The sequence below is a fragment of the Lutibacter sp. Hel_I_33_5 genome, assembly GCF_007827455.1.
Lineage (GTDB): Bacteria > Bacteroidota > Bacteroidia > Flavobacteriales > Flavobacteriaceae > Polaribacter.
In genome coordinates, this window is sequence record NZ_VISM01000001.1 from 1,410,941 (window position 1) to 1,437,723 (window position 26,783).

The window sequence follows — 26,783 nt, forward strand, 5'->3', positions numbered from 1 at the left end:
AAAAGCATGACTTTAGGATTAGGAACTGCTGCCATTGGCAGACCACAATACATAAATATTCGTCAAAAAAAGCAATCTGAATTTGACCTAATCTCTTTTAAAAATGAAGGGTTTAAAGTTTTAGAAGAAGCATATAATTTGGGTATCCGATATTTTGACACAGCTCCAGGTTATGGTTTAGCTGAAAAATTAGTACTTGAATGGATGAAAACTAAAAACGATCCAAGTATCGAAATTTCAACAAAATGGGGATATATGTATGTCGCTGATTTTAATCCAAAAGCTACAATTCATGAAGTAAAAGAGCATAGTTTAGATAAGTTAAATGAACAATGGGAAGTATCAAAAAACTTCTTACCAAATTTAAAATTATATCAAATACATTCTGCAACTTTAGAAACCGGTGTATTAGAAAACCAACCAATTTTAAACAAACTAGCAACTTTAAAGAAAGAGCATCAAATAAAAATTGGAATTACAACAACTGGCGAAAATCAAGTTGAAGTTATAAAAAAAGCATTAGCTATTTCTGTGGATGGCGAACCATTATTCGATACTTTTCAAGTAACCTTTAATATTTTAGAACAAAGTTTAGTAGAAGTTGCAAATGAACTTGATAAAAATGGTAAAAAAATAATTATAAAAGAAGCCTTAGCAAACGGTCGTCTTTTTAAAAATAATAAATATTTACATTACCATAAGTTATATAAAAGTTTAGAAAATTTAGCTAAAAAATATCAAGTTGGTATTGATGCTATTGCTTTAAAATTCTGTAAGCAAAACCTTCCTAAAAGCACCATCTTAAGTGGTATTAGTAATAAACAACACTTAATCTCAAATTTAGAATTTACTAATTTTGAACTTTCTACTGATGAGTTGCAAGAATTAAAAAGCTTTAAAGTAGCTCCAAAAGAATATTGGAACGAACGTAAACAGTTAACTTGGAATTAAAATGAACTCTTTAATAAAAATAGCTTTTGGGGGTGGATGTCATTGGTGTACAGAAGCTGTTTTTCAATCGTTAATTGGAGTTATAAAAGTAGAACAAGGTTTTATTGCTTCTACAAATGAAAATAGTTCATTTTCTGAAGCCGTTATTATACATTTTGATGATACTAAAATTGAATTAAAAACATTAATAAAGATTCATTTACAGACACACAAAAGCACATCTGAACATTCTATGAGAAAGAAATATCGTTCGGCGGTATATGTGTTTTCTGAAGATCAAAAAAAAGAAGTGACGCAAATTATTACTAAATTACAAAACGATTTTAACAATCAAATAATTACTAAAGTTTTAGAGTATTGTAATTTTAAACCATCAGAAAATCAATTTAAAAATTATTTTTATAATAATCCTGAGAAACCATTTTGCAAAACATATATCGATCCAAAATTAAAATTATTAGAAAGACAGTTCTCTAATCATCTAGCTTTAGAAAAAATTAAAATCTTAACAATATGAGTATTATTCAAAACCTAAAAAAGTACTTTACATCAAAATCTGAAGGAAATAATACATTGAAATCCCCAGAAAGTGTTTGTCCAAATTGTTGGGGGAAACAAGAATGGGAAGGTGAATTTTATTCGAAAATTAAAGCACAAAACATTACTCCAGAACACAATACGTATAATAGTTTTGTACATCAGGTAGCAGAAAAATTAGATAAAATAACTTTAAAAGAAGATACCTTAGTTTGTGAAACCTGTAAGACTTCATACAAATAATTAGCTTTTACATTACTTAAATGAAACTCAACCTAAAAGACACTTTTAACAAAGAATTACCAGCTGATGTTGTATTGGAAAATACGAGAAGACAAGTTACAAATGCTTGTTTCTCTTATGTTTCCCCTAAAAAAACTACATCTCCAAGTTTAATTCATGTTTCTGAAGAAATGCTTCAAGAAATTGGAATATCTGAAGAAGAAAGTAAATCAAAAAAATTTTTAAATGTCTTTACAGGAAATTCGGTTTTAGAAAACACTAATCCCTATGCCATGTGTTATGGCGGGCATCAATTTGGAAATTGGGCAGGACAATTAGGAGATGGTAGAGCGATTAATTTATTTGAAATCGAACATAAAAACAAACATTGGGCTTTACAATTAAAAGGTGCTGGCGAAACTCCATATTCAAGAACTGCAGATGGTTTAGCTGTTTTAAGATCATCAATTAGAGAATATTTATGTAGCGAAGCCATGTATCATTTAGGTGTTCCAACAACCAGAGCGTTATCATTAAGTTTAAGTGGCGATAAGGTTTTGCGTGATGTTTTATATGATGGAAATCCAGCCTATGAAAAAGGCGCTATAGTCTCTAGAGTTGCCGAATCTTTTATTCGCTTTGGAAATTTCGAAATTTTATCATCTAGAAATGATGTTGAAAATTTAAAAAAACTGACAGATTTTACAATAAAAAATCATTTTAAACACCTTGGAAAACCATCCAAAGAAACTTATTTAGATTTCTTTAAAGAAGTTACAAATCGCACCTTAGAAATGATTATTCATTGGCAACGAGTCGGTTTTGTACATGGGGTTATGAATACAGATAACATGTCCATCTTAGGATTAACAATAGATTACGGTCCTTATGGTTGGTTAGAAGGTTTCGATTTTGGTTGGACGCCAAACACAACAGACCGACAACATAAAAGATACCGATTCGCAAATCAGCCCAACATAGGCTTATGGAATTTATATCATTTAGCAAATGCTTTATATCCGTTAATTGAAGAAGTAAAACCTTTAGAAGAAATTTTAGACAGTTATAAAACCAACTTTGAAATCAAATCTTTAGCAATGATGAAATCTAAATTAGGATTATTTTTTGATGATGAAAATGATTTAAAATTGATTCAAAGCCTAGAAGACACTTTACAATTGGTTGAAACCGACATGACAATTTTCTTTAGAAATTTAAGTGATTTTAATGTAGATAAAAACGGATTTGATGTCATTAAAAAAGCATTTTATGATGTTGAAAACATTTCTGATGAAGTAAGAAATCAATGGAATAGTTGGTTTTCTCAATATGGCAAAAGATTAAAACAAGAAGGTTTTTCTGACAAAGAGAGAAATGAAAAAATGAATTTGGTAAATCCTAAATATGTATTGCGTAATTATATGGCACAATTAGCCATTGACAAAACAGATAAAGGCGATTATTCTTTAATTGAAGAATTATATCAACTCTTAAAAAATCCTTATAAAGAACAACCAACGCAAGAAAAATGGTTTGCAAAGAGACCAGAATGGGCAAAAAATAAAGTAGGTTGCTCCATGTTATCTTGTAGTTCTTAAAAAGTTGTATTTTTAGAACTAGAAATTGTTCTATACATGACCCACGAATTCAAAAAAATTATTCAACAATCGATTTTAAATCAACAGAAAAACATACAGAATGTTTTAGCTACAGTTGTTGACTTAGATGGTTCATCTTATAGAAAACCAGGTGTTAGAATGCTACTTTCTTCAGACGATAAAATGGTTGGAGCTGTTAGTGGTGGATGTGTAGAAAAGGAGATTCAAAGAAGAGCACAGACCGTTTTTAACGATGGAAAATCAAAAGTTATTACTTATGATGGTCGTTATCGATTAGGTTGTGAAGGTGTTTTATACATTTTATTAGAGCCTTTTTTTGTTTCAAAAGATTTTTTAAAGGCGTTTACAAATAATTTAGAAGAGCGAAACTCTTTTCAGCTTCACTCCTATTATAAAAAAGAAGACGAATCTTTTGGAAATCTTGGTTCTGAAATTCAGTTTAAAGATGGAGAAAAATTTACTTTTTCTAATGATTTTAAGCCTAAAGATTCAACTAAAACGTTAATCTTTAAGCAAACATTACAACCACTTTTTCAATTGATTATTATTGGAGGTGAGCATGATGCTGTAACCTTATGCAAACAGGCAAATCAATTAGGTTGGCAAGTAGATATTATTACATCAGTAAAGGACCCAAAAAAACTTTCAGATTTTCCAGGTGCGAATTCTGTAGATGCTCAAACTCCTGAATTAATTGAATTTAATACTATTAATAACAATACAGCTATTGTTATTATGAATCATAATTTTACGTATGATTTACGTTATTTGATTAAATTAGAAGAGCAAAGTCCAATTTATATCGGTGTTTTAGGAGCTGCAAAAAGAAGGGAAAAACTTTTAAATGAACTTTTTGAATTTGCTCCAGATATTTCTGATGCATTTTTAGAAAAACTCCATACCCCAGCAGGTTTAAATATTGGCGCAGAAACCCCTGAAGAAATAGCACTTTCTATTTTAGCAGAAATATTATCTGTAGTTAGAAAAAAAGAAGTGTTTTCGTTAAAAAAAATCACAGGAAAAATTCATAATTAATTGATGAATAATATTGCTATTTTAATATTAGCTGCTGGAAAATCATCTAGAATGGGAAGTGTAAAACAACTACTTTCATATAAAAATACTACACTTTTAGGTTGGACGATAGAAACTGTTCAAAAATTAAAAAAAGAGGATATATTTTGTGTTCTTGGAGCCTATGCAAAAAACATTGAAAAAGAGGTTTCTAAATATAATATTGAAACAATTTTTAACTCGAAATTTGAAACTGGATTAAGTTCTAGTATTGTTAATGGTATCGAATATTTAAAAAACAGAAACTATAGTTCTGTATTAATTCTATTGGCAGATCAACCCAAAATAACATCAACCTATATTAATGTATTGATTAAAAAATCAATAGAAAATCCCACTAAAATAATAGCTGCAAATTATTCTAATCATAATGGTGTTCCTGCAATTTTTCCAAAACCTTTTTTTACTGAATTATTAAAGTTAAAAGGAGATAAAGGCGCAAAAGATTTACTTAAAAATACTAATCAAATTATTTCAATTCCATTTAAGGAGTTATCTGATATTGATACTCAAGAAGAATATCAAAAATTAATTAAATAATGTATCCCTATCATAACAAAATAAAGCAGCGCATTAAAAATGACGAGCTAATAAAGTTTGAATATGTAGATAACTACAAACAGATTTCACCATGTTTATTACTATATTTTAATACAGAACCTTATATAAGACCGATTAGAGAACATCGATTTGAAGAGTACAAAATCTTGCTAAAGGTTTAATTTTACACTAAATAAATTTACCGTTCATCTAAATCCTACTACCTAATATCGTTAAAAACCAACCATTTACAGACCTTTTTTTGAAGTTTCCTTTTTAAATTTGTATTTTTGTAACGTGAGGGGACATTTATTAAGCATTATTGCATCGTTATTTATAATGACGACAACGTATAGTCAGTCATTAACATCAGTAGAAATTGATTCGGACATTTCTAAAAAAAGCCGAAAAAAAACATCTTCCACTCTTAAAAAAGAGGCTACACCTATTTATTTTGACATTAAAGACTTAGATGTTTATCCTAAGCCTAAGAGAGCAAAATGTAAAAAGAAATGGGATAAAGAGAGACAATTGCGTTGCATTAACAACCATATCGGAGATCAGTTTGCTAAAGAATTTGATTCAGAAATAGCCCGTAAACTACGATTAAGAAAAGGAACTCACAGAATACAGGTTAACTTTGTTATTGACGAAATTGGGAATATTACCAAAATAAAAAGTTTTAGTAGAAGAAAAGGTCTACAAGCAGAAGGTGAGCGTATTTTTAAAGAATTACCTAGAATGTTACCTGGAATGTATCACGGAAAAACAGTAAAAGTAAACTACAACTTCGAGTTTGCTATCCGTATTAATTAATTTCTAATTCATATAAGTTTCCACCTTTTAAATGCGATTTTTCATCGGTTATAAAAACTGTGTTGTTGTTTTTAAAAGTTATACTTTCTTTTTGAGAAACATAGCCTAAAGGAATTTCAGTTAGTTCTCCAGAAAAGAAATTATCATTTTTAAAATTAGTGAATACTAATACTTTTTTAGGTGTTAATAAAACTACTTTTTCTTTATTAGGTGAAATTGCTGCTGAAGTTATCCAACATTCTAACTCGTTACAATGATTAAATTCCGATATAAATTCAGCTTTATAATTTCCTTTACTTGCAGGAATTCTATACAAACTTGTTTTACCAAAATGATTCTTAACTCTACTTTTAGTAAAAATATAAAGTGAATCTTTTAAATAAAAAAAAGCTTCAGCATCAAAAAATCGTTTGCTTTTTTTTGGAGGGAAGGTATATTGATTTGGATAATAAAACTTAATTTTTTCTACCTCAACTTTCTTTTTTAATAAGTTATTATGATTAATTTTTAATACAGAAAGGTTTTTTCTTTTACTTACATTATTACCAAAATCACCAATGTATACATTTCCACTCTCATCGGTAGTTAAATCCTCCCAATCATGGTTTTTCGCATTGACTTTTATTTCTTTTTTAATCTTTCCATTCTTAGAAATTCCATATAAAACTGCGGAGTTCCCACCATCATTTATCATCCATAATAAATTGGAACTTTTTTCAGCTTCAATTCCAGAAACTTCTTTTAAAGATTTAGGTAAGTCAGTAAGTAAAGTAAGATTGCCAAAGTTTTGACAACTATAAAGTAAAAGGATAGATAAGTAGAAGGTTATTTTTTTCATGGTAAAGAATTTACCAACCACCAGAAGCGCCGCCGCCGCCGCCCATTCCGCCACCGAAACCTCCTCCAAAGCCACCGCTACCAAATCCACCACCAGATGATGAACCTCCAAAACCACCAAAGCCGCCACCTCCGCTTCTACCAGAGTTGCTTAAAATAATAGTCTCTAATATATCTCTTGCGACCGTATCTCTCCTGTAGTTTCTTCTACCTCCACCTCTATTATTTTTATTTCCTCTAGAAATTAAAATGATAAAGACAATAAATAGAATAAAAAATATTATAGGCATGATATTAAAATCACTAGACACTTTTCTAGTTCCCTTATATTCACCATTTAATGTTTTAAAAATAGCATCAGCACCTTTATCTAGACCACTAGAATAATCTCCTTTTTTAAATTCTGGAATAATTACTCGTTCAATAATTCTTTTAGAAGTGAAATCTGTTAACAAATGTTCTATTCCAAAACCTGTACTAATTGCAATTTTTCTATCTTTTTTAGCTAATACAATTAAAATCCCATTATCTTCTTTTTCTTGACCCAACCCCCATTTGGTAAGCCAATTTGCTGCTAGGTAATTTATATTCTCGCCCTCAGTAGAATTAATTATAGTTACAACAATTTGAGTTGAAGTAGAATCTGAATACTTTACTAATTTATTTTCTAAACTAGCTTTTTGACTACTTGAAAGTAGATTTACATCATCATAAACACTCGTTTGAAATTTTGGAGTTTCAGGAATTTGAAACCCTTGAGAAAAAGAAAATTGACTTACTATTAAAACAACAATAAAAATTGCTCTTTTATAATAAACTGATAATTGATTATTGATCATTGATGTACGAATCATCCTTTAGAAATTTCATTAGATAATTCATCTTCATCATTCAATTGCCAAGGAAAATGATCTTTTAGTTCTTCACCAGCTTTTAAAATTCCGTCAACAATTCCTTGTTTGAAATATCCTGATTTAAAATGATTTTGCATTACATTTTTAGTAGTATTCCAAAAAGAATCATCAACTACGTTATTGATTCCTTTATCTCCATAAATAACAAATTTTTTATCATGAACAGCTACATAAATCAAAACAGCATTTGACTCTTTTGTATTATCCATTTTTAAGAGATGAAATACTTCTAACGCCCTCTCATAATGATCTACCTTAGAAGTAGATTCAATATGAATTCGTATTTCGCCAGAAGTATTTTTCTCTGCAGTTCTAATAGCAGAAATAATTTCTTTTTCTTCTTGTTGAGTAAGAAACGCTTCTACTTTAGACATTTATTTTTTCTTGAAATCAAAGTTTACATCTGGTGCATTTTCTGAGCCTGGTTTTGATTTAAAACGATTCATTTCATCAAAATTAAACCAACCAGCTAATACTGAGTTAGGAAACACTTTTATATGTTTATTATACTTATTTACTCCTTCATTAAAACGATCTCTTGCAACATTAATTCTGTTTTCTGTACCTTCTAACTGACTTTGTAATTCTAAAAAATTAGCATTAGCTTTTAACTCTGGATAACGTTCTACTGAGACCAATAACTTAGATAAAGCCCCACTCATTCCTGCTTGTGCTTGTTGAAATTGTGCCATTTTTTCTGGTGTTAAATCACCTGCATTAATATTTACCGAAGTTGCTTTGGCTCTAGCATTAATCACTTCAGTTAAAGTTTCTTTTTCAAAATCTGCAGCTCCTCGTACAGTTTTCACTAAGTTGCCGATTAAATCATTTCTACGTTGATAAGAACTTTCTACATTAGACCAAGTAGTTTTTGCATCTTCTTGCAAACCTACTGCTTCATTATTAAATCCTACTGCCCAATTGTATAGTCCAAAAGCAATTACTGCGATGATAATTACTGGAATTAACCATTTTTTCATAATTTCTAAATTTTAATTTATTATGTTGATTTTCTGTTTGTTCAAATTTAATTAATATTTTCTACTTAAAGCGATGTTCCACCATCTAAAGTAATAGTTTGCCCAGTTATAAACTTTGTATTATCCGAAGCCAACCAAACAACAGCATCAGCTATTTCTTCTGCTTGACCATATCTTTTCATTGGAATTACACTTTTTAAAATAGCATCCATTTCTGGTTTTGCACCTAATAACTGGTTTAACAAAGCTGATTCTGTATATCCAGGACAAACCGCATTTACTCTTATATTTTTTGTTGCATATTCCATCGCTGCAGATTTTGTCATACCAACTACAGCAAATTTACTTGCGCTGTAACTAATATTATTTGGTGAAGCTTTTAAACCTGCTAAAGAAGCAATATTTACAATATTTCCTCCACCTTGTTTTAAAAATTGTTGCAATGCTACTTTCATACAATAAAACACACCAGTCTGATTTACAGCAATAACTTTATCCCAATCTTTTATACTTGACTCATGGGTTTTTAATAAATTAGGACCAATTCCGGCATTATTTACAATAACATCCAATTGTCCAAATTTCTCTACCGTTTGACTAACTAAATTTTCTACTTCAGTAAAATCAGCAACATTTGCTTTTATAGGTACCGCATTTCCTCCATTTGTTACAATTTCATCAACAACTTTTTCTGCATTTTCTAAATTTATATCAGAAACTACAACTGTTCCGCCATGCTTAGCAAAATGAATTGCTGTTGCTTTTCCTATTCCAGAACCTGCTCCTGTAACAATAATTATTTTATTTTTTACATTCATAATTTTCTTACTTGTTGTATTTCTTATGTTGAATATTTTTCTTCTCTAAAATCGCATAAAATTTGCGAGGTGAAATTTTTAAACTTTTGGTTATTTCACTTACTTTTTTCTTGCCTTTTTTATAGAGTTTTAAATTCTCATTTACTTTTTTATTAAAGAAATGACTTTCTATTTTTTCAACAATTTGTAATTCATTTAAATTCGATTCAATAGCATATTTTTCGATTTCCGATTTAATTTTTGATAAATTACTCATATTTATGGCTTTTAAAGTTCTATTTACAAAATATTAGTTTTGATTCTGATAAAGCTGAAGCTCTTAATTCTCTTGGGTATTCTTTAAACTGCAACAATTTAAAAAACTCATTTTTGTTAGCGTATTTAACAATAAGGATTTCATCCCATAATTTTTCTTCTGACGAACCTAAAATCATAGCCTGAGGTTTTCCTTTAAAAATGATTTCAGCATTTATTTTTTGAAAAAATGGAAAAGCAGCTTTCATATACTCTTTGTAAATTTCTTTTCCTGATTTACTTGTAGGTGAAACAACATCTTTATAATTTAAATAATTCATCATAAAAACTGGTGATTCTTCATCAAAATTTGATAATACTTGAAGCGCTTCTTTGTTGATTTCCATTAATCTATTGATTTAGTTTTAATCGCTTTTACAGCTAACTTACAACATAATTCTGCAGCTTTATTTAGGTTTGCAAAACGTGGATCTGTTGTTAATCCTTTAGAATATCTAAAATAAATTTGTTGTGCTATGACCGCAATTTTAAATAAACCAAAAGCATAATAAAAAATTAAATTATCTACATTTCTCCCTGATTTTTCAGCATATAATTGAGCAATTTCACTTCTAATAGGATTTCCTTCAAAAATAGTTGGAGACGGTATTCCTTGCTTCACAAAATCATGATCTGTAGCTACTGTCCAATATCCTAAAGAAGTACCTAAATCCATTAAAGGATCTCCTAAAGTTGCCATTTCCCAATCTAAAACAGCAGAAACTTCTTGCCATGAATCATCCATAAAAACAATATTATCATATTTAAAATCGTTATGAATTAAGCAATGATCATATTTTTTAGGTTGATGTTCTTTCATCCATTTCATTACAATTTCCGCTTCTGGATATTCATCGGTTTTTGCCTTTAAATATTGTTTTCCCCAGTTTGTAACTTGTCTTTCTACATATCCTTCAGGTTTCCCTAAATCACCTAACCCTATTGCTTTATAATCTATAGCATGTAATTCTACTAAAGTGTCTAGCCAAGAATTTGCAATTGTTTTATACTCTGATGATGAAATATTTCTTTTATGAGCTTCTTTATAATTTAAGATGATGCCTTCTACTTTTTCCATGATATAAAAATCACTTCCTAAAATAGATTCATCATCACAAAAAACATACATTTTTGGAACTTTGGAAAATGCTTTTATAACACCACTTTGCACTTTGAATTCACGACTCATATCATGACCTCTCTTAATTGCTCCTTTGGGCGGTTTTCTTAAAACAAATTCTTTATTTTCTATTTTTAATAAATACGTAAGATTCGAAAATCCGTGTGTGAATTGTTCTACAATCAAATCACTTTCTGTAGAATTAATAATGTTACTTTCTTGCAGAAATTTCTTCAGCAGAACTTCATTTAATTCTTCCCCTTTTCTTACTTTTTGATTACTCATCTTAATTACTTCCGTATTTTTTAATACAACTTTTTCCTAGTTGATACATATGTACTTCATCGGGTCCATCTGCTAAACGCAACATTCTTGCAATTGCAAAATAATGTGGCAAATACGTATCTGGACCAACACCTTTTCCTCCAAAAATCTGCATCGCTCTATCAATAACTTTCAAAGCCATATTAGGCGCAACAATTTTTATCATCGCAATTAAATCTTTAGCCTCTTTATTGCCTAGTTTATCCATTTTATCAGCAGCAGAAAGTGTTAACAAACGAGCTTGTTCAATTTCACATTGTGATTTTGCAATTTCATGACGAATACTACTATAATCATAAAACTTTTTACCGAAAGTTTCTCTTTCTAAAGTTCTTTTAGACATCATTTCTAATGCGTATTGAGCCATTCCTACCAAACGCATACAATGATGAATTCTTCCTGGTCCTAAACGGCCTTGCGCAATTTCGAAACCTCTCCCTTCTCCTAAAATTAAATTCTCTTTTGGAACTCTAACATTGGTTAATTGAATTTCTGCATGTCCTTCTGGAGAATCATAAAAGCCTAAAACAGAAAGCGGCCTAATCACTTCTAACCCTGGAGTATCCATAGGCACCAAAACCATACTTTGTTGTTGATGTCTGTTCGCATTAACATCCGTTTTTCCCATAACAATAGCCACCTTGCAATGAGGATCCATTGCGCCTGAAGACCACCATTTTCGCCCATTTATCACATATTCATCTCCTTCTAAAACAATTGAAGTTTCAATATTTGTAGCATCTGATGAAGCTACTTGAGGTTCTGTCATTAAAAAAGCAGAACGAATTTCGCCATTCATTAAAGGTGTTAACCATTTATTTTTTTGAGCTTCATTTCCGTATTTTGCTAATACTTCCATGTTTCCTGTATCTGGAGCAGAACAGTTAAAAATTTCTGAAATCCAGATTTTTTTACCCATTATCTCTGCTAAAGAAGCATATTCTAAATTGGTTAACCCTGGACTTAAATCACCATAATCTTTTGGAAGAAACAAATTCCATAAATCAGCTTCTTTTGCTTTTTGTTTTAACATTTCCGTTTTAGGAAAACGTTTCCACATATTTTTTTGATCACTTTGAAAAGCTATAAATTCGTTTTCTATTGGCACAATATGTTCTTCAATAAAACTATTCAGTTTTTTCTGTAATTCTTTTGTTTTATTTGAGTAATTAAAGTCCATAATTTTATCTAAGTTTTATCCAGCAATCATATAACCACCATCAGCAGTATAAACTCCCCCAGTCATATAATTTCCAGCATCTGAAGCTAACAAGCAAGCTAAGCCTACCATTTCTTCTGGCATTCCCATTCTTGCACTTGGTAAAGATTTTTCAATCTTACCTAATATTTTTTCATTTTGCCACAAAGCTGCACTGAATTTTGTTTTAATCAATCCTGGGCAAATAGCATTTGCTTTTACACCATATTGCCCCCATTCTTTTGCCTGATTTTTAGTCAACATTAAAATAGCGGCTTTACTGGTACTATAAATCCCTAATCCAAAACCAGGAGTTAAGGCTTCAACTGAAGCAATATTAATAATACTTCCATTTTTATTTGCTTGAAAATGTGGTAGCACTAAATTTGATAAAGACCAAGGTGCTTTTACATTTACATCCATAATTTTATCAAAAATTGCAGGATTTACATCTTCAATAGGTCCAAAAACTGGATTGATTGCAGCATTATTTACTAAAACATCAATTCGTCCAAAAGCTTCAATTGTTTTATCAATTAAATTTTTACGCTGCTCTTCTTTCCCTATATGACAAGCAATTCCAACTGCTTTTAATCCTTCTGTTATAAATTCTTTTACAACTTCATCACATGCTTCTTGACTTCTACTCGAAATTACAACTTGTACTCCTTGTTCCGCTAATCCTTTAGCAATAGCTTTCCCAATTCCTTTACTAGAACCAGTGATAATTGCTACTTTATTTTCTAAATTAAATTGTTCTTTTATATGCATTATAAAATATATTCTTTGTCTTTTTTGATGGTTACTACTTCATCGCTCATTAAAGATTCTGCTAAAGAATTTGTTTTAGGAACTTCATATTTAAAGTAAAATTTCATGGTATGAATTTTACTTTCGTAAAAAATTTCAGAATACTTTCTATTAGAATTATTCAATTCATTTTTAGCATCAACAGCCATTTCTAACCATAACCAACCTAAAACAACAATACTTAAATATTCCATAAATAAATTAGCATCTGCTAAATAACGTTCGTAATTTCCTTTCATAGCAAAAGGCATTAAATGTCCTAAAACTTTTTGAGAAAGTTTTAATTTATCACCTAAAACTGCTGCATATTTTTTTAGCTCTTCATCATTAGATGCTAATTGAATTGTTTGCATAATTTCTGCAGCCAATAATTCTAATGCTTTTCCATTTTGCATTGGTACTTTTCTACCCAATAAATCTTGAGACTGTATACCTGTTGTCCCTTCATACAAAGCAGAAATTCTAATATCTCTATAATATTGTTGCAACGTGAAATCGGTACAAAAACCATATCCACCAAGAACTTGCAAGCCATTATCTACCGATTCTGCACCAGCTTCTGAAGGGAAAGTTTTTACAATTGGAATTATCATTTCTAACAGTAAATTGTACTTTTCTTTTTCTTCTTTTGATGTTGCTGTAGAAATTATATCATGATATTTTGATGCTAAAAACACCAAACTTAAAGACCCTTCTGCTATTGATTTTTGTAACAATAACATCCTTCTTACATCTGGATGTTCTATAATTAAACTCTGTTTTTCGGTTGGATTTTTCTTTCCATCTGCAGTTAATTTTCTTCCTTGTGGTCTTTCATTTGCATATTGTAAAGAAGCTCTATAGGCTGCCATTGCAATTGCAGAAGCTCCTCTTCCAACTGCTATTCTTGCACCATTCATCATCAAAAACATTTGATTTAAACCTTTGTGCATTTCACCAACTAGCCAACCTCTACAATCATCAGTATCTCCAAAACCTAAGTGTGTTGTACAATATCCTCTTTGCCCCATTTTTTGAAAATCGGCAACAGTCATCACATCATTATATTCAAGAGTTCCATCTTCTTTAATTCTCTTTTTAGGAACAACAAACAAAGAAATTCCTTTAGTTCCTTTTGGAGCACCTTCAATTCTAGCTAATACTAAATGCACAAAATTATCTGCATATTGATGATCTCCTCCAGAAATAAAGATTTTTTGCCCCAAAATTTTATAATAACCTTCATTAGTTGGTGTTGCTTTTGTTACTATATCTGAAAGCGAACTACCTGCTTGCGGCTCAGTTAAACACATGGTTCCTCCCCAAACTCCAGACAACATATTTGGTACATATTTTTCCTTTAAACTATCACTTCCAAATTCTACAATTAATTCTGCAGAGCCTTGCGTTAAACTTGGATAACCTGGTAAATGATTGTTAGCAGCATCCATAATATAAACTGCTGCTTGGAGCGCTGAAAATGGGATTTGCAAACCTCCATCCTCATAATTAAAAGCACCAGCAATAATACCCATCTCTCCAGATTTAAGCATTACTGTTTTTACTTGTTCATGAACAATTACGGTTCCATCTTTATGATATGCAGGAGTTTCATCCATTTCTTGAAAATATGGATACAACTCTCTATCAGAAAATTCTTTTATTGATTCAATAAATAGGTCTAAAGATTCCAAATCGTGATCTTGAAATCGTTCTCTTGTCAATAAATCTTCTAATCTGTGAATATCATAAAGTATGTATTTAAGTGTCTCTAGGTCTACATACTTTTTTGGCATCTGATATAATTTAAGTTGATTTTAAATTTTGAGCAGCTCTGTTTTCACTGACTTTGCCTTCCAAATATAACAAAAATTATTATGCATGCATAATATATTGAACTTTGGTTTTTATCAAACAAAAACTATTTTACAATATAATTGCAAGAAAAAAATACAAAGGATAAGCTTATAGTTGATTTTTAATTTTGAGAAGTTCTGCTTTTACAAGCTCTAATCGACTTATAATATCATGATTATCTATAACCTGATTTGGGTTTTTCTTCAACTTTTGCTTTGCTCCATCTAAAGTAAAACCTCGCTCTTTAACTAAATTATAAATTAGTTTAAAATTTGCAATATCATCGGGGGTAAATAATCGATTTCCTTTAGCGTTTTTTTTAGGTTTGATGATGTCAAACTCTTTTTCCCAAAAACGTATTAAAGAAGTGTTTACAGAAAAGGCTTTGGCTACTTCTCCAATTTTATAATATCTTTTTTCTGGTAAATCTATATACATACTTGCAAGTTAATCAAAAGATTGACTTTCTTCGGATGTTTTTTGTAAAGAGGCAAACTCTTCTGGAGTTAAATCTCCATAATAAAAATTAATAGGATTTAATGCTCTATCATTTTTATGCACCTCATAATGTAAATGTGAAGAAACCGATAAACCTGTATTACCAACAAATCCAATAACATCACCTCTTTTTACTTTAGCTCCCTTTCTAACATTGGTATTTTTCATGTGTGCATAAATGGTTTTATACCCATATCCATGACTGATATACACAACATTACCGTAAGTTGCACTTCGTTCTGATCTGATCACTATTCCGTTTCCAGACGCATGAATAGGCGTTCCTAAAGGCGCAGTAAAATCCATCCCTTTATGAAACTTATTAATTTTTAAGATAGGATGCATTCTCCATTTATACCCAGAAGCAACAGAGGTTAAATCTTCTTTCTTTACAGGAAGAATTGCTGGAATTGATGCCAACATATTTTCCTTTTCTTTGGCTAATGCAACTATTTCATCTAATGATTTTGATTGTACAACTAATTGTTTAGACAAAATATCCAACTCTTTTGTTGCGTTTTTAATCATTTTAGAATTATCAAATCCATCTAAATATTTATATCTATTCACACCTCCAAAACCTGCTTTTCGTTGTTCTTCAGGAATCGGATTAGCTTCAAAATAAGATCTATAGATATTATTATCTCTTTCTTGTAATTGACCCAGTATTTCTGAGTTCTCTTGCATACGTATATTCAACAAATCGTAATGCAGTTTTAAATTCTCTAGTTCTCGTTGTTGCGCTCTTTCATTTGGCGACATCAAAAACTGACTAAAACCAACAAAACCGAAGAAAGCTATTAGTAAAACAGCAATTGCACTAAAAAGCAATTTCCTATAAAAATAGCTTTTCTTTACCGTAATTTTTCTATACGATAACGTTTCTGGGTCATAATAATATTTTACTTTCGCCATAGGAGTAAATGTACTATTTTTGTGTATTCTAATACTATTTTTTTCAGAGGGTAATCTGTATTAGAACTCACGAATTTACAAAATGTTTTAGAACTACTTTTTTAAATTAGTTTTTTAATGATAAATTAACATTGTTTCAAACGAAAAAACGGATGAAATCTCAAGATATAAGAGCTGAATTTTTAAACTTTTACAAATCTAAAAAACATAGCATTGTGCCTTCTGCACCAATGGTTTTAAAAGATGACCCAACCTTAATGTTTACCAATTCTGGGATGGCTCCTTTTAAAGAATTTTTCTTAGGAAATGCTACTCCAAAAAACACAAGAATTACCGATTCGCAAAAATGTTTACGTGTTTCTGGTAAACATAACGATTTGGAAGAAGTTGGTTATGACACCTATCATCATACCATGTTTGAAATGCTAGGAAACTGGAGTTTTGGCGATTATTTTAAAAAAGAAGCAATTGATTGGGCTTGGGAATTGTTAACAGAAGTTTTTAAAATACCTAAAGACATCTTATACGTTACTGTTTTTGAAGGTGATAAAAAAGACGGCACAAAATTAGACAAAGAAGCATATGATTACTGGAAAAAAATTATTCCAGAAGATAGAATTTTAACAGGTAATAAAAAAGATAATTTCTGGGAAATGGGTGAGCAAGGACCTTGTGGCCCCTGTTCTGAAATCCATGTAGATATTCGTTCGAAAGAAGAAAAAGCTAAAATTGATGGTAAAACATTAATAAATGAAGACCACCCACAAGTTGTAGAAATCTGGAACTTGGTTTTTATGCAGTATAATAGAAAAGCAAACGGTTCTCTAGAAGATTTACCAAATAAGCATATTGATACAGGTATGGGGTTTGAACGTTTATGTATGGTTTTACAAAACGTACAATCTAATTACGATACTGATGTTTTTACACCTTTAATTAGAGAAATTGAAACTATTACAGGTGTTGATTATAATAAAAATAATGAAAATGATATTGCTATTAGAGTAATTGCAGATCATGTGAGAGCAGTTGCTTTTGCTATTGCAGATGGACAATTACCAAGTAATACTGGAGCGGGATATGTCATCAGAAGAATTTTAAGAAGAGCTATTCGTTACGGGTTTACTTTTTTAAATCAAAAAGAACCTTTTATTTATAAACTTACAGAAACATTAAGTCATCAAATGGGTGACGCATTTCCTGAAATCAAAAAACAAAACTCACTGATTCATAATGTAATTAGAGAAGAAGAAGCTTCTTTTTTAAGAACCTTAGATCAAGGTTTGTTATTATTAGATAAAGTTATTGAAGACACGAAAGAAAAAACGATTTCTGGTGTAAAAGCTTTTGAATTATATGATACGTATGGTTTTCCTTTAGACTTAACGCAACTGATTGCAAGAGAAAAAGGATATTCAATAAATGAAGAAGAATTTAATGAAAGTATGAAAGCTCAAAAAGAGCGATCTAGAGCTGCATCTGCAAGTGAAACTGGAGATTGGGTTACTTTAATTGAAGATGAAACAGAAGAATTTGTTGGTTATGATACTTTATCTGTTGATGTAAAATTAACACGTTATAGAAAAGTTACCACTAAGAAAGTTGGTGAGTTATATCAACTCGTTTTTAACATGACTCCTTTTTATCCAGAAGGTGGTGGACAAGTTGGTGATAAAGGATATTTAGAAGATGCACACGGTGATGTTGTCTATATTTTAGACACTAAAAAAGAAAATAATGTCATTATTCATTTTGCTAAAAACTTACCAAAGCATCTCAACGAAATGTTTAAAGCTGTTGTAAATGATGAGTTTAGAAATTTATCAGCAAGTAACCATACTGCAACTCATTTATTACATCAAGCATTGCGAACTATTTTAGGTACGCATGTAGAGCAAAAAGGCTCGTTGGTAAATCCAAAGTATTTACGTTTCGATTTTTCTCATTTTTCTAAAGTTGATGCAGATCAACTACAAGAAATAGAAGAATTTGTAAATGCAAGAATTAGAGAAAATCTAGCATTAGTCGAGAAAAGAAACATCCCAATGCAACAAGCAATTGACGATGGAGCCATGGCCTTATTTGGAGAAAAATATGGAGACAGTGTTAGAGCTATTCGTTTTGGACAATCTATAGAATTATGTGGAGGAACGCATGTACAACAAACTGGAGATATTTGGTATTTTAAAATAAAATCAGAAGGAGCTGTTGCAGCAGGAATTAGAAGAATTGAAGCTATCACCAATGTTGCTGTTGGCGATTATTTTGAAAGCATAGAAAAGGATTTTGTACAAGTAAAACAATTACTTAAAAACCCAAAAGATATTGCTAAATCTGTTACAAGTTTACAAGAAGAAAACACTGCTTTAAAAAAGCAAATTGAACAGCTTTTAAAAGATAAAGCAAAAAACTTATCAGGAGAAATAAAAAGTCAGCTACAAGAAATAAATGGAGTTCAGTTTTTAGCTGCTAAAGTAGATTTAGATCCTAACGGGATTAAAAATTTAGCGTTTGAAATTGGTAAAGAACATAAAAACCTATTCTTACTATTTGGTGCAGAAAATAATGGTAAAGCAATTTTAACCTGTTATGTTTCTAAAGAAATAGTGGAATCTAAAAATCTGAACGCAGGTACAATTGTTAGAGAATTAGGAAAACATATTCAAGGTGGCGGTGGCGGACAAGCATTTTTTGCAACTGCGGGAGGTAAAAATCCAGCTGGGATTTCAAAAGCATTAGAGAGTGCAAAAGATTATTTAGATTAAACTTTTTATAATATTCTTGGTCTAAAGTCTAAAATTACTCGAAATTGTTTCGTTTTATTTTATATATTTAAACCATGCCCCATTTAGACACTTTTTCTGGAAATTGGACTACCACAGAAGCGAGACACTTATTAAGACGCACTTCGTTTGGAATTACTGAAACACTTGTAAACACTTCGGTTTCATTAGGTTTAAATGAAACAATTAATACGCTATTTAAAGAAAACCCTCTTCCAGACCCACCAGTAAAATATAAACTAGACGGGACGGGTGACGATCAAATAAATGATCCTGGAGCTAAATTTGGAGAAACTTGGGTAAATTCTCCTGCGTATCCAGTTGCGACAGATAGTGCAGAAAGAACACGAATTTATCGTTCTAGAAATAGATCTTTATACGCATGGTCCTTTTTACAAATGCAAAATTCAGGTATTTCTATTCGAGAAAAACTTACGTTGTTTTGGCATAATCATTTTGTGTCTGAAAATTCAAATCCGCATAGAGAATATTACTACATGAATGTGTTAAGAACTAACGCTTTAAAAAATTTTAAAGAGTTAACTAAACAAGTTACTGTAGACACTAATATGTTACTTTATTTAAGCGGATCACAAAATACAGACGCGGCTCCTAACGAGAATTATTCTAGAGAACTGTTAGAACTTTTTACGATTGGAAAAGGCGATGCCGTTGGTAATGGAGATTATACAAATTATACAGAAGATGATGTTGTTCAAATTGCAAAAGCATTAACTGGCGGGAGAATAAAAGGATTAAATAATGTAGATGCGTTAACTTCCTTTTTCTCCAACAATAAACACACAAAAGGAGACAAAACTTTATCACATCGATTTAACAATGCTGTGATTTCTGAAAATGGCGAAAATGAATATAAAGATGTAATTGATAAAATTTTTGAGCAAGATGAATGTTCAAGATTTATTACTAGAAAATTATATATCTGGTTTATTAATGATAATATAACAGCAGAAACAGAAACAAATATTATTGAGCCTTTGGCAAAAATTATTAGAGATAATAATTATGATATTGCACCAGCCTTAAAAAAACTTTTAGCATCAGATCATTTCTTTGAAAATATTTTTTGCATGATGAAAAACCCTATCGATTTAATCTTTTCTTCAACTCAATCTTTAGGATATTCTGCTCCAACAATTTCAGTAAATTTAGAATATGAATATGCGCTGATATTATATTCGGCATGTACAGATTTAAATCAATCCATCTTTCATCATCCAGATGTTTCAGGATGGAAAGCGTATTATCAAGCACCCTTGTTTTACAAAAGTTGGGTAAACAACTATTTACTTCCAAAAAGACTAGAATATTGTAAAATAATAGTTACTGGCGGTAAAGTTAAAATAAACGGTAAAAACTATACATTACCACCTTTAACACCAGTTTTACAAGTAGCTGCTAATATTACAAATTCTCAAGATCCAGATATTTTAATCAATAGTTTAGCAACTCAACTATTTAATTATCCCATCAATGAAAGTCAACTTACAGCTTTAAAAGGTGTTTTAATTCCTGGATTACCGAATTTTGAATGGACTGTTGAATACAATAACTTTTTAGCAAATCCTTCAGACGAAGGGTTGAAAACTTCAATTGAAAATAAACTTAGAAATTTAATTTCTACGATGGTACAAATGTCTGAATTTCAAATAATGTAAGATGAAGAAGACAAAAAAACTAAATCGTAGAGAGTTTATAAAATTAAGCACAGCAGCTTCTGGCTCTATTCCTTTCGTTTTAAGTGGGTTTCCTTTATTTGCAAATGAAAAACCAGATGGGTATGTATTTGAAGAAGAAAATGATAATATATTAGTCTTAATACAATTACAGGGAGGAAATGACGGTTTAAATACCGTTTTCGATTTAAATCAGTATACTAATTTACAAAGTGTTCGTTCCAATATTATTATTCCGAAAAACGATTTATTGACTATAAATGATACTACTCGTTTTCATCCTTCCTTAACTGGAATGAAAGAAATTTGGGATCAAGAAAAACTATCTATAATTCAGAATGTTGGGTACCCAGATCAAAATAGATCACATTTTAGATCTACTGATATTTGGAATTCTGCTTCTAGTGCAACAGCTTATGTTTCTTCTGGTTGGATTGGACGTTTATTAGACGGTAAACATTCTAAATTTCCAGAAAACTATCCGAATGAAGAAAATCCAGATCCATTTGCTATAACTATTGGTACTGTAATTTCTGAAACTTGTCAAGGAACAAACGCTAACTTTTCTATGGCATTAGCAGACCCAGACAATCCTGGAACGGCATTAGTTTCTAATACAGGAGAAATACCAAGTAATTGTTATGGGAATGCTTTAAAGTTTGTAAACGACACTATAAGTCAGACAAATGCCTATGCAGCAGTTATTAAAAAAGCATCTGCAGCTGGAAATAATTTATCTACTAAATACACAGATTCTAATTTATCAAAAAAACTAAAAGATGTTGCAAAATTAATTTCTGGCGGATTAAAGTCTAAAGTATATATAGTTCAAATTGGTGGTTTTGATAACCATCATAATCAAATAGAAGAAGGTGAACCAACAACTGGAAAACATGCAGAATTATTACAAGAGTTATCAGATGCCATTGCTGCTTTTCAAAACGATATAGAATTATTAGATATTGATAAAAAAGTGGTTGGAATGACCTATTCTGAATTTGGTAGAAGAATAAGATCTAACGCTGCTTTTGGAACAGATCATGGTACAGCAGCACCATTATTTATGTTTGGATCTTGTGTGAAAAATCAAATATTAGGAGATGCTCCAGAAATTGACACACAGGTAGATGAAAAAGAAGGTGTACAAATGCAACACGATTTTAGAAATATTTACAGTACTGTTTTAACAGATTGGTTGGGTGCAACAAAAGCAGAATCAACGGCTGTTTTATTTAGTGAGTTTGATAGCTTACCTATTTTTAAATCTGGTTGCTCTGCTTCATTATCAAATGAAAATTTTTTATTAGACAATGTAAACATAAATGTATATCCAAATCCGACTATAGATTTTGTGAATATTCAATTTTTAGGAACAAATAATAAGGTAACCTTGGTATTATATAATAGTATTGGCGCTGTTGTAAAACAAATAACAAATACAACATACAATGCAGCTCAACATACTATAAAAGTTGACACAAGTAGATTACCAAAGGGTAATTACTTTATATATTATCATTCTAATGGCGTTTCGAAAACTAAAAAACTACTAAAATTTTAAATGAACTTACAAACTAAAGTTTCGTTAAAAAAAGGAACCAGAAACTTAATTAATTATCAATCAAAAGTTTTATTAATTGGTTCTTGTTTTTCAGAAAATATTGATAATAAATTAGGGTTTTATAAATTTAGAACTCTTCAAAATCCGTTTGGAATATTATTCCATCCAAATGCTATAGAAAATTTAATTACCAATGTAATTAATGAAAAAAACTATACCGAAAAAGACATCATTTTTAATAACGAACGCTGGCATAGTTTAGAAGCGCATTCTGAGTTGAGTTCTTCTGATAAAAATGAATTATTAACTAATTTAAATACGAAGATCATTGCTACAAATAGATATCTAAAAGAAGCTTCTCATCTAATTATTACTTTAGGAACTTCTTGGGTTTACAGACATATTGAGACGGATACTATTGTTGCGAATTGCCATAAAATTCCACAAAAAAAATTCTTAAAAGAATTATTATCTGTTGATGAAATTACTGAAAGTTTAGATGCAATTACTACACTAATTAAATCAGTAAATTCTGAAGCTAAGGTTATTTTTACAGTTTCTCCTGTGCGTCATTTAAAAGATGGATTTATAGAAAACACACAAAGTAAAGCGCATTTAATTACTGCAATTCAATGGCTGCTATCATCTCAAGCGCAGTCGAGAGATCATAGTTACTTTCCTTCTTATGAAATAATGATGGATGAATTACGTGATTACCGTTTTTATGCTGAAGACATGCTTCATCCAAACAAAACCGCTATTAATTACATCTGGCAAAAATTTTCAGATGTTTGGATTTCTGATGAAGCTCAACAAACAATGCAAGAAGTTGAGACTATTCAAAGAGGATTATCACACAAACCTTTTAATGAAAACTCTGAACAACATCAACAATTTTTACAGTCTTTAGAAGCTAAAATTTCTTCTTTACAAGAAAAACATTCATTTATCACTTTTTAAAAATACGGCAAATGCCGTATTGTATAAATCTTATATTATGTAGAATTTTGGTGCAGTTAAAACTCTAAAATCTATATAATTATGAAAACTAAAATTCTAATAGGGATGCTTTTCTTTTTAGGCATTTCTATTTCACATGCTCAAAAAGCGGAAACCCCAGACAATAAATATGAACTTGGAAGTATTAAATGGATGAAAATGTCTGATCCTGGCACTTTGATTGTTTCAACAGCTAAAGGCGTATATGGGATACAACCTAATAAATCTCAACCTGCTTTTTTATTCGATAAACGTAAAAACATTAAAGAAGAAAATTTTCATTTACAACCCGGAACACCTTATGCAATGTTTATTGCAAACGGAATGAATGGAGTAACTTTTGTACTTGATATAGTAACAGGAAAAACATTATTTGATTCTAAAGCAGAAGGTTTTTCTTTTATGAATAGTAGAGATATTATTTTACCTGAAAACAAATTGGTGGTTAGTGGACTTAGAAAATCAAAAGGAAAAATTGGCGCTGGTTATTCTATTGCTGTTTTTGATTTAACTACAGGAAAAGAACAATATACAATTCCACAAAAAGGAAGTAATAATGTAACAGGAGTTTCTGATATTATTGATGGAAAACTAGCTATACCAAGAAAAAAGGGATTAGAATATATAGATTTAGCTTCTGGGAATGTATTATGGACAGCTGATGTTAGAAATGTTGGTTCTGTTTCTGCAACAGACAATGCTATTTATGCATATCAAACAAATAATAATGGCAAAAACACTACTATTTATAAGGTAAACATGAATGGTAAACTAATATGGAAAGATGGAAATAAACTAAAAGGAAAAGTTAGACAAAGTGAATATTTACAGGAAGGAATTGCAATTCTTACAGATACTCAAGGTAAAAATCCACAATCAAAAATTTACTTTCTAGACACAAATTCTGGTGAAGACTTATGGGATAAAGCCCCTAAAACAAAAGGACTCGTGAGTCATTTTTATACTGAGAAAGATGGCATCATTTTCGGAGTTGCTTCTGGAGGAATAAATAAAATTAAATATGATGGAACTCCACTTTGGAGAAAACCTTTAAAAACTGGACCAACTATAAGCACGCTTACAAAAACTGAAAAAGGCATTTTATACATTACAGCAAAAGACGCTGATATTGTTGATGAAAATACTGGTGAATCTATATTTGGTAAAAAATTAAAGTATAAACAATCTAAAGCAGTTGCTTCCACTTATGACGCAAAAAACAAACGTTATTTATTAAGTTGTAGTGACGGATTATATAGTATTGATGCTAATTCTGGCACTAATGAAATAATTGCAAAACCTAAATTTGGAGGAAAAGAATCTCCTAATTCTATAGAAATGAGAGATGGGAATATTCTATTATCATCTAGCCAAAACATGATGCTATTAGATGGTAATGGTAAAGAAATTTATCATCAATTTTTTAAATCTCCTTCCAATAGTATGTTTGGCAAAATTATGGCAGGCGCACTAGCAGTAACCTCTATGGCAATGGCAGCAGGTTCTGCTGTTAGAGCTGGAGCAAACAGAAGTTCTATGGGTAGATATAATTCTTACGGCTCTCAAATGAATAATAATGCAAAAGGTTTTTCTAAAATTGCTGGCGCTTCTTTTGGGGCAATGTCTAAACGTTTTAAAGCATCTGCACAAACAAAAAACGATAAATTCATTTTAACAAAATTAAAGTCGGGTGTTGGGTTAGTAAAACTTGATAAAGGATCAGGAAAAAAAGTAAAAGAAATTTTATTAAAAGATAAAAAACCAACATATAAAGTTGATGATGTTGAACGTATTTTATACTACAAAGCGAATAAAAACACTATTTACGCTTATAAAATATAAGTAAATGAAACCATCAAACCTTAAAGCTCATTGGATTTATTCTACCCAAGAATGGAATGAATTTGTTGAGGTGGCTAAAGCCAAAAAAAAAGAAGATAACTTTTACTTTGGATTAGGAATTGTTACTCTGGGTACCATAGGTTTGATGATTTTAAGAGATACAGGTTTTTTAATTGCTGTAGCTTTTGCTATTCCTTTATCAATTTTAATTCCTTGGTTGAGAATGAAATTTAGCTATAAACATTTAGTGAAAGGAGTGAAAAACCCTGAAGTGAAAATTTTTGACGATCATTTAAAAATCAACAATCATGTTATTGAATTAAAAGGAAGTCAAAAAAAAATAAAAAGTATCAAAATTATTGAAGCTAAAAACGGATTTCAACTTTTAGAGTTTGATGTGCAATGGTTAACTAGAAAAGGACCAACTAACGATGAATATCGGGTATTGATTCCTTTTGATAAAATTAAAGAAGCAGAAAATATTGTTAAGGGCAAATAAGTTTTAATCCGTCTTTAACGTTGGAGAAAAAGAGGGAAAATACGGCAAATGCCGTATTTTTTTATGCTTTTATATTACTCAAATTTGTAAACATATAATCGAAAAATAAAATATTATGAAATCTTTAAAAAAACTAACACTTTTATTATTTGTAACATGTTTAATAAGTAGTTGTTCTAAAAATGACGACGACAGTAATTCTAATAATTCTGGCGATGATTTTTTCACCGCTAAAGTAGATGGAACATCTTGGGAAGCTTTTACAGGCCCGCCAGACACTGTTGCTTGGAATGAAGCTCATGCTGGACTAGTTGTTTTACAAGGAAGTAATTCTAACGGACATGCAATTACCATGAATATTATGAATTATAACGGTGTTGGCACCTACAACTTTGCTAGCGCTGGCTTTGCGCAATTTGTAATTGCTCCTACACAATCTAATAGTGGAATCTGGATTAGCAACGCTGGATCGGGAACATCGGGATCTGTAGAAATTACTGCTGTAAATGGAGATGTAATAGAAGGTACTGTTTCATTTGTTGGAGTTAACCCACAAGATAAATCTAGAAAAGCTATTACAGAAGGAAAGTTTAGAGCTACAAAACAATAATCAACATAATAAATTTAAAAGTATGAAAACTTTAAAAAAAATAATGAATGCAGTATTTATTTTATCAATTATAATAAGCTGTTCAAAAAATGATGAAAATACTGGTGGAGGAAATTGCTCCGAAGAATGTGTATATACAATTACTGCAAATGAAACGGCTGGAACTGCTGCAAGTAGTTTAGATGGTGTGCATAACTTAACAATGCATCATGCAGATGCTGCTAGCCCTTATCCAGATGGAACAAAAGCTAAATTTACAATTGCTAACAATGTATTAACAGTGGAAATAGATGGAAAATGTATCACAATTAAAAACCCAATTTTAACTGTGGCAGGCTCAACCGAAGTTAAGTTTAAAGACAGTTGTAGAGACAAAATTTCTTACGATGTATCTGAAAATAAGGGAAGTTTAAATGAAGTAAATATTAGTGATTTAAACGGTAAATGGTTAGGTCAATTTAATGATCGATAAAAAATCTTGTTTTTAAG

The 26,783-nt window shown here is 30.4% G+C and carries 28 protein-coding genes; 15 read left to right on the forward strand and 13 right to left on the reverse strand.

Annotated elements, in window-relative coordinates; genetic code table 11:
• Positions 1-6: 6 nt before the first annotated feature.
• The 7 genes from OD91_RS06270 to OD91_RS06305 all read left to right on the forward strand — a co-directional run bounded on the left by OD91_RS06270 (position 7) and on the right by OD91_RS06305 (position 5,759).
• Entirely contained in the window at positions 7-951 is a 945-nt protein-coding gene (locus OD91_RS06270) for an aldo/keto reductase (protein ID WP_144895534.1), read from the forward strand.
• A 1-nt stretch (position 952) separates the two neighbouring features.
• A complete protein-coding gene (locus tag OD91_RS06275) occupies positions 953-1,468 on the forward strand; it encodes a peptide-methionine (S)-S-oxide reductase (protein ID WP_144895535.1) in 516 nt (171 codons plus the stop codon).
• A complete protein-coding gene (locus tag OD91_RS06280) occupies positions 1,465-1,731 on the forward strand; it encodes a hypothetical protein (RefSeq protein WP_144895536.1) in 267 nt (88 codons plus the stop codon). The genes OD91_RS06275 and OD91_RS06280 overlap by 4 nt, the downstream gene beginning before the upstream one ends.
• Positions 1,732-1,751: 20 nt before the next feature.
• Complete coding sequence (locus tag OD91_RS06285) at positions 1,752-3,308, forward strand: YdiU family protein (RefSeq protein WP_144895537.1); 1,557 nt, start codon at positions 1,752-1,754, stop codon at positions 3,306-3,308.
• A gap of 36 nt (positions 3,309-3,344) precedes the next feature.
• Positions 3,345-4,364 (forward strand): XdhC family protein, encoded by a 1,020-nt coding sequence (locus OD91_RS06290; RefSeq protein WP_144895538.1) that lies wholly within the window; start codon positions 3,345-3,347, stop codon positions 4,362-4,364.
• A gap of 3 nt (positions 4,365-4,367) precedes the next feature.
• Positions 4,368-4,943 carry an NTP transferase domain-containing protein gene (locus OD91_RS06295; protein WP_144895539.1) on the forward strand — a complete coding sequence of 192 codons (576 nt, stop codon included), beginning with the start codon at positions 4,368-4,370 and terminating at the stop codon, positions 4,941-4,943.
• A 339-nt stretch (positions 4,944-5,282) separates the two neighbouring features.
• On the forward strand, positions 5,283-5,759 hold the full coding sequence (locus OD91_RS06305) for a hypothetical protein (protein WP_144895541.1): 477 nt from the start codon (positions 5,283-5,285) through the stop codon (positions 5,757-5,759).
• Here the strand turns inward: OD91_RS06305 and OD91_RS06310 are convergent.
• The 13 genes from OD91_RS06310 to OD91_RS06370 all read right to left on the reverse strand — a co-directional run bounded on the left by OD91_RS06310 (position 5,752) and on the right by OD91_RS06370 (position 16,303).
• Positions 5,752-6,597, reverse strand: coding sequence for a hypothetical protein (locus OD91_RS06310; protein ID WP_144895542.1), 846 nt, complete (start codon positions 6,595-6,597; stop codon positions 5,752-5,754). The two genes, OD91_RS06305 and OD91_RS06310, sit on opposite strands and share 8 nt — an antisense overlap.
• A gap of 10 nt (positions 6,598-6,607) precedes the next feature.
• Positions 6,608-7,450: a YgcG family protein gene (locus OD91_RS06315; protein WP_144895543.1), complete on the reverse strand. Its 843-nt coding sequence runs from the start codon at positions 7,448-7,450 to the stop codon at positions 6,608-6,610.
• Positions 7,447-7,884 carry a TPM domain-containing protein gene (locus OD91_RS06320; RefSeq protein ID WP_144895544.1) on the reverse strand — a complete coding sequence of 146 codons (438 nt, stop codon included), beginning with the start codon at positions 7,882-7,884 and terminating at the stop codon, positions 7,447-7,449. The genes OD91_RS06315 and OD91_RS06320 overlap by 4 nt, the downstream gene beginning before the upstream one ends.
• Positions 7,885-8,490, reverse strand: coding sequence for a LemA family protein (locus OD91_RS06325; protein ID WP_144895545.1), 606 nt, complete (start codon positions 8,488-8,490; stop codon positions 7,885-7,887).
• Positions 8,491-8,555: 65 nt separating this feature from the next.
• Positions 8,556-9,308, reverse strand: coding sequence for an SDR family NAD(P)-dependent oxidoreductase (locus OD91_RS06330; RefSeq protein WP_144895546.1), 753 nt, complete (start codon positions 9,306-9,308; stop codon positions 8,556-8,558).
• 7 nt (positions 9,309-9,315) lie between these two features.
• Positions 9,316-9,564 (reverse strand): hypothetical protein, encoded by a 249-nt coding sequence (locus OD91_RS06335; RefSeq protein WP_144895547.1) that lies wholly within the window; start codon positions 9,562-9,564, stop codon positions 9,316-9,318.
• Positions 9,565-9,583: 19 nt separating this feature from the next.
• On the reverse strand, positions 9,584-9,949 hold the full coding sequence (locus OD91_RS06340) for a hypothetical protein (RefSeq protein ID WP_144895548.1): 366 nt from the start codon (positions 9,947-9,949) through the stop codon (positions 9,584-9,586).
• Positions 9,949-11,007, reverse strand: a complete 1,059-nt coding sequence (locus tag OD91_RS06345) for a phosphotransferase family protein (protein ID WP_144895549.1) — start codon at positions 11,005-11,007, stop codon at positions 9,949-9,951. Before OD91_RS06345 ends, OD91_RS06340 begins: the two co-directional genes overlap by 1 nt.
• Before the next feature lies 1 nt (position 11,008).
• A complete protein-coding gene (locus OD91_RS06350) occupies positions 11,009-12,226 on the reverse strand; it encodes an acyl-CoA dehydrogenase family protein (protein WP_144895550.1) in 1,218 nt (405 codons plus the stop codon).
• A 15-nt stretch (positions 12,227-12,241) separates the two neighbouring features.
• Positions 12,242-13,015 (reverse strand): SDR family NAD(P)-dependent oxidoreductase, encoded by a 774-nt coding sequence (locus OD91_RS06355; protein WP_144895551.1) that lies wholly within the window; start codon positions 13,013-13,015, stop codon positions 12,242-12,244.
• Positions 13,015-14,829 (reverse strand): acyl-CoA dehydrogenase, encoded by a 1,815-nt coding sequence (locus OD91_RS06360; protein ID WP_144895552.1) that lies wholly within the window; start codon positions 14,827-14,829, stop codon positions 13,015-13,017. The genes OD91_RS06355 and OD91_RS06360 overlap by 1 nt, the downstream gene beginning before the upstream one ends.
• A 169-nt stretch (positions 14,830-14,998) precedes the next feature.
• Complete coding sequence (locus OD91_RS06365) at positions 14,999-15,328, reverse strand: MerR family transcriptional regulator (RefSeq protein WP_144895553.1); 330 nt, start codon at positions 15,326-15,328, stop codon at positions 14,999-15,001.
• 9 nt (positions 15,329-15,337) lie between these two features.
• Positions 15,338-16,303, reverse strand: coding sequence for a M23 family metallopeptidase (locus OD91_RS06370; protein WP_144895554.1), 966 nt, complete (start codon positions 16,301-16,303; stop codon positions 15,338-15,340).
• A gap of 152 nt (positions 16,304-16,455) precedes the next feature.
• Here OD91_RS06370 and alaS point away from each other — a divergent pair, with 152 nt between their 5' ends.
• From alaS to OD91_RS06410, 8 genes are all read left to right on the forward strand, one after another.
• Positions 16,456-19,068: an alanine--tRNA ligase gene (gene alaS, locus OD91_RS06375; RefSeq protein ID WP_144895555.1), complete on the forward strand. Its 2,613-nt coding sequence runs from the start codon at positions 16,456-16,458 to the stop codon at positions 19,066-19,068.
• A gap of 74 nt (positions 19,069-19,142) precedes the next feature.
• Entirely contained in the window at positions 19,143-20,765 is a 1,623-nt protein-coding gene (locus OD91_RS06380; RefSeq protein ID WP_144895556.1) for a DUF1800 family protein, read from the forward strand.
• A gap of 1 nt (position 20,766) precedes the next feature.
• Positions 20,767-22,344 (forward strand): DUF1501 domain-containing protein, encoded by a 1,578-nt coding sequence (locus OD91_RS06385; RefSeq protein ID WP_144895557.1) that lies wholly within the window; start codon positions 20,767-20,769, stop codon positions 22,342-22,344.
• The gene (locus OD91_RS06390) at positions 22,345-23,304 is read left to right on the forward strand and encodes a GSCFA domain-containing protein (protein ID WP_144895558.1); all 960 of its coding nucleotides are present in this window, start codon (positions 22,345-22,347) and stop codon (positions 23,302-23,304) included.
• Between the two features lie 81 nt (positions 23,305-23,385).
• Positions 23,386-25,185, forward strand: coding sequence for a PQQ-binding-like beta-propeller repeat protein (locus OD91_RS06395; protein WP_144895559.1), 1,800 nt, complete (start codon positions 23,386-23,388; stop codon positions 25,183-25,185).
• Positions 25,186-25,189: 4 nt separating this feature from the next.
• The gene (locus OD91_RS06400) at positions 25,190-25,684 is read left to right on the forward strand and encodes a hypothetical protein (protein WP_144895560.1); all 495 of its coding nucleotides are present in this window, start codon (positions 25,190-25,192) and stop codon (positions 25,682-25,684) included.
• A 115-nt stretch (positions 25,685-25,799) separates the two neighbouring features.
• Complete coding sequence (locus tag OD91_RS06405; RefSeq protein WP_144895561.1) at positions 25,800-26,294, forward strand: DUF6252 family protein; 495 nt, start codon at positions 25,800-25,802, stop codon at positions 26,292-26,294.
• Positions 26,295-26,316: 22 nt separating this feature from the next.
• Entirely contained in the window at positions 26,317-26,766 is a 450-nt protein-coding gene (locus OD91_RS06410; protein ID WP_144895562.1) for a hypothetical protein, read from the forward strand.
• Positions 26,767-26,783: the final 17 nt, after the last annotated feature.

What these genes read in the sequence shown, in the direction of transcription:
- OD91_RS06270 (WP_144895534.1), top strand. Translation starts at nt 7, where the DNA reads ATGACTTTAGGATTAGGAACTGCTGCCATTGGCAGACCACAATACATA.
- OD91_RS06275 (WP_144895535.1), top strand. Translation starts at nt 953, where the DNA reads ATGAACTCTTTAATAAAAATAGCTTTTGGGGGTGGATGTCATTGGTGT.
- OD91_RS06280 (WP_144895536.1), top strand. Translation starts at nt 1,465, where the DNA reads ATGAGTATTATTCAAAACCTAAAAAAGTACTTTACATCAAAATCTGAA.
- OD91_RS06285 (WP_144895537.1), top strand. Translation starts at nt 1,752, where the DNA reads ATGAAACTCAACCTAAAAGACACTTTTAACAAAGAATTACCAGCTGAT.
- OD91_RS06290 (WP_144895538.1), top strand. Translation starts at nt 3,345, where the DNA reads ATGACCCACGAATTCAAAAAAATTATTCAACAATCGATTTTAAATCAA.
- OD91_RS06295 (WP_144895539.1), top strand. Translation starts at nt 4,368, where the DNA reads ATGAATAATATTGCTATTTTAATATTAGCTGCTGGAAAATCATCTAGA.
- OD91_RS06305 (WP_144895541.1), top strand. Translation starts at nt 5,283, where the DNA reads ATGACGACAACGTATAGTCAGTCATTAACATCAGTAGAAATTGATTCG.
- OD91_RS06310 (WP_144895542.1), bottom strand. Translation starts at nt 6,597, where the DNA reads ATGAAAAAAATAACCTTCTACTTATCTATCCTTTTACTTTATAGTTGT.
- OD91_RS06315 (WP_144895543.1), bottom strand. Translation starts at nt 7,450, where the DNA reads ATGATTCGTACATCAATGATCAATAATCAATTATCAGTTTATTATAAA.
- OD91_RS06320 (WP_144895544.1), bottom strand. Translation starts at nt 7,884, where the DNA reads ATGTCTAAAGTAGAAGCGTTTCTTACTCAACAAGAAGAAAAAGAAATT.
- OD91_RS06325 (WP_144895545.1), bottom strand. Translation starts at nt 8,490, where the DNA reads ATGAAAAAATGGTTAATTCCAGTAATTATCATCGCAGTAATTGCTTTT.
- OD91_RS06330 (WP_144895546.1), bottom strand. Translation starts at nt 9,308, where the DNA reads ATGAATGTAAAAAATAAAATAATTATTGTTACAGGAGCAGGTTCTGGA.
- OD91_RS06335 (WP_144895547.1), bottom strand. Translation starts at nt 9,564, where the DNA reads ATGAGTAATTTATCAAAAATTAAATCGGAAATCGAAAAATATGCTATT.
- OD91_RS06340 (WP_144895548.1), bottom strand. Translation starts at nt 9,949, where the DNA reads ATGGAAATCAACAAAGAAGCGCTTCAAGTATTATCAAATTTTGATGAA.
- OD91_RS06345 (WP_144895549.1), bottom strand. Translation starts at nt 11,007, where the DNA reads ATGAGTAATCAAAAAGTAAGAAAAGGGGAAGAATTAAATGAAGTTCTG.
- OD91_RS06350 (WP_144895550.1), bottom strand. Translation starts at nt 12,226, where the DNA reads ATGGACTTTAATTACTCAAATAAAACAAAAGAATTACAGAAAAAACTG.
- OD91_RS06355 (WP_144895551.1), bottom strand. Translation starts at nt 13,015, where the DNA reads ATGCATATAAAAGAACAATTTAATTTAGAAAATAAAGTAGCAATTATC.
- OD91_RS06360 (WP_144895552.1), bottom strand. Translation starts at nt 14,829, where the DNA reads ATGCCAAAAAAGTATGTAGACCTAGAGACACTTAAATACATACTTTAT.
- OD91_RS06365 (WP_144895553.1), bottom strand. Translation starts at nt 15,328, where the DNA reads ATGTATATAGATTTACCAGAAAAAAGATATTATAAAATTGGAGAAGTA.
- OD91_RS06370 (WP_144895554.1), bottom strand. Translation starts at nt 16,303, where the DNA reads ATGGCGAAAGTAAAATATTATTATGACCCAGAAACGTTATCGTATAGA.
- alaS (WP_144895555.1), top strand. Translation starts at nt 16,456, where the DNA reads ATGAAATCTCAAGATATAAGAGCTGAATTTTTAAACTTTTACAAATCT.
- OD91_RS06380 (WP_144895556.1), top strand. Translation starts at nt 19,143, where the DNA reads ATGCCCCATTTAGACACTTTTTCTGGAAATTGGACTACCACAGAAGCG.
- OD91_RS06385 (WP_144895557.1), top strand. Translation starts at nt 20,767, where the DNA reads ATGAAGAAGACAAAAAAACTAAATCGTAGAGAGTTTATAAAATTAAGC.
- OD91_RS06390 (WP_144895558.1), top strand. Translation starts at nt 22,345, where the DNA reads ATGAACTTACAAACTAAAGTTTCGTTAAAAAAAGGAACCAGAAACTTA.
- OD91_RS06395 (WP_144895559.1), top strand. Translation starts at nt 23,386, where the DNA reads ATGAAAACTAAAATTCTAATAGGGATGCTTTTCTTTTTAGGCATTTCT.
- OD91_RS06400 (WP_144895560.1), top strand. Translation starts at nt 25,190, where the DNA reads ATGAAACCATCAAACCTTAAAGCTCATTGGATTTATTCTACCCAAGAA.
- OD91_RS06405 (WP_144895561.1), top strand. Translation starts at nt 25,800, where the DNA reads ATGAAATCTTTAAAAAAACTAACACTTTTATTATTTGTAACATGTTTA.
- OD91_RS06410 (WP_144895562.1), top strand. Translation starts at nt 26,317, where the DNA reads ATGAAAACTTTAAAAAAAATAATGAATGCAGTATTTATTTTATCAATT.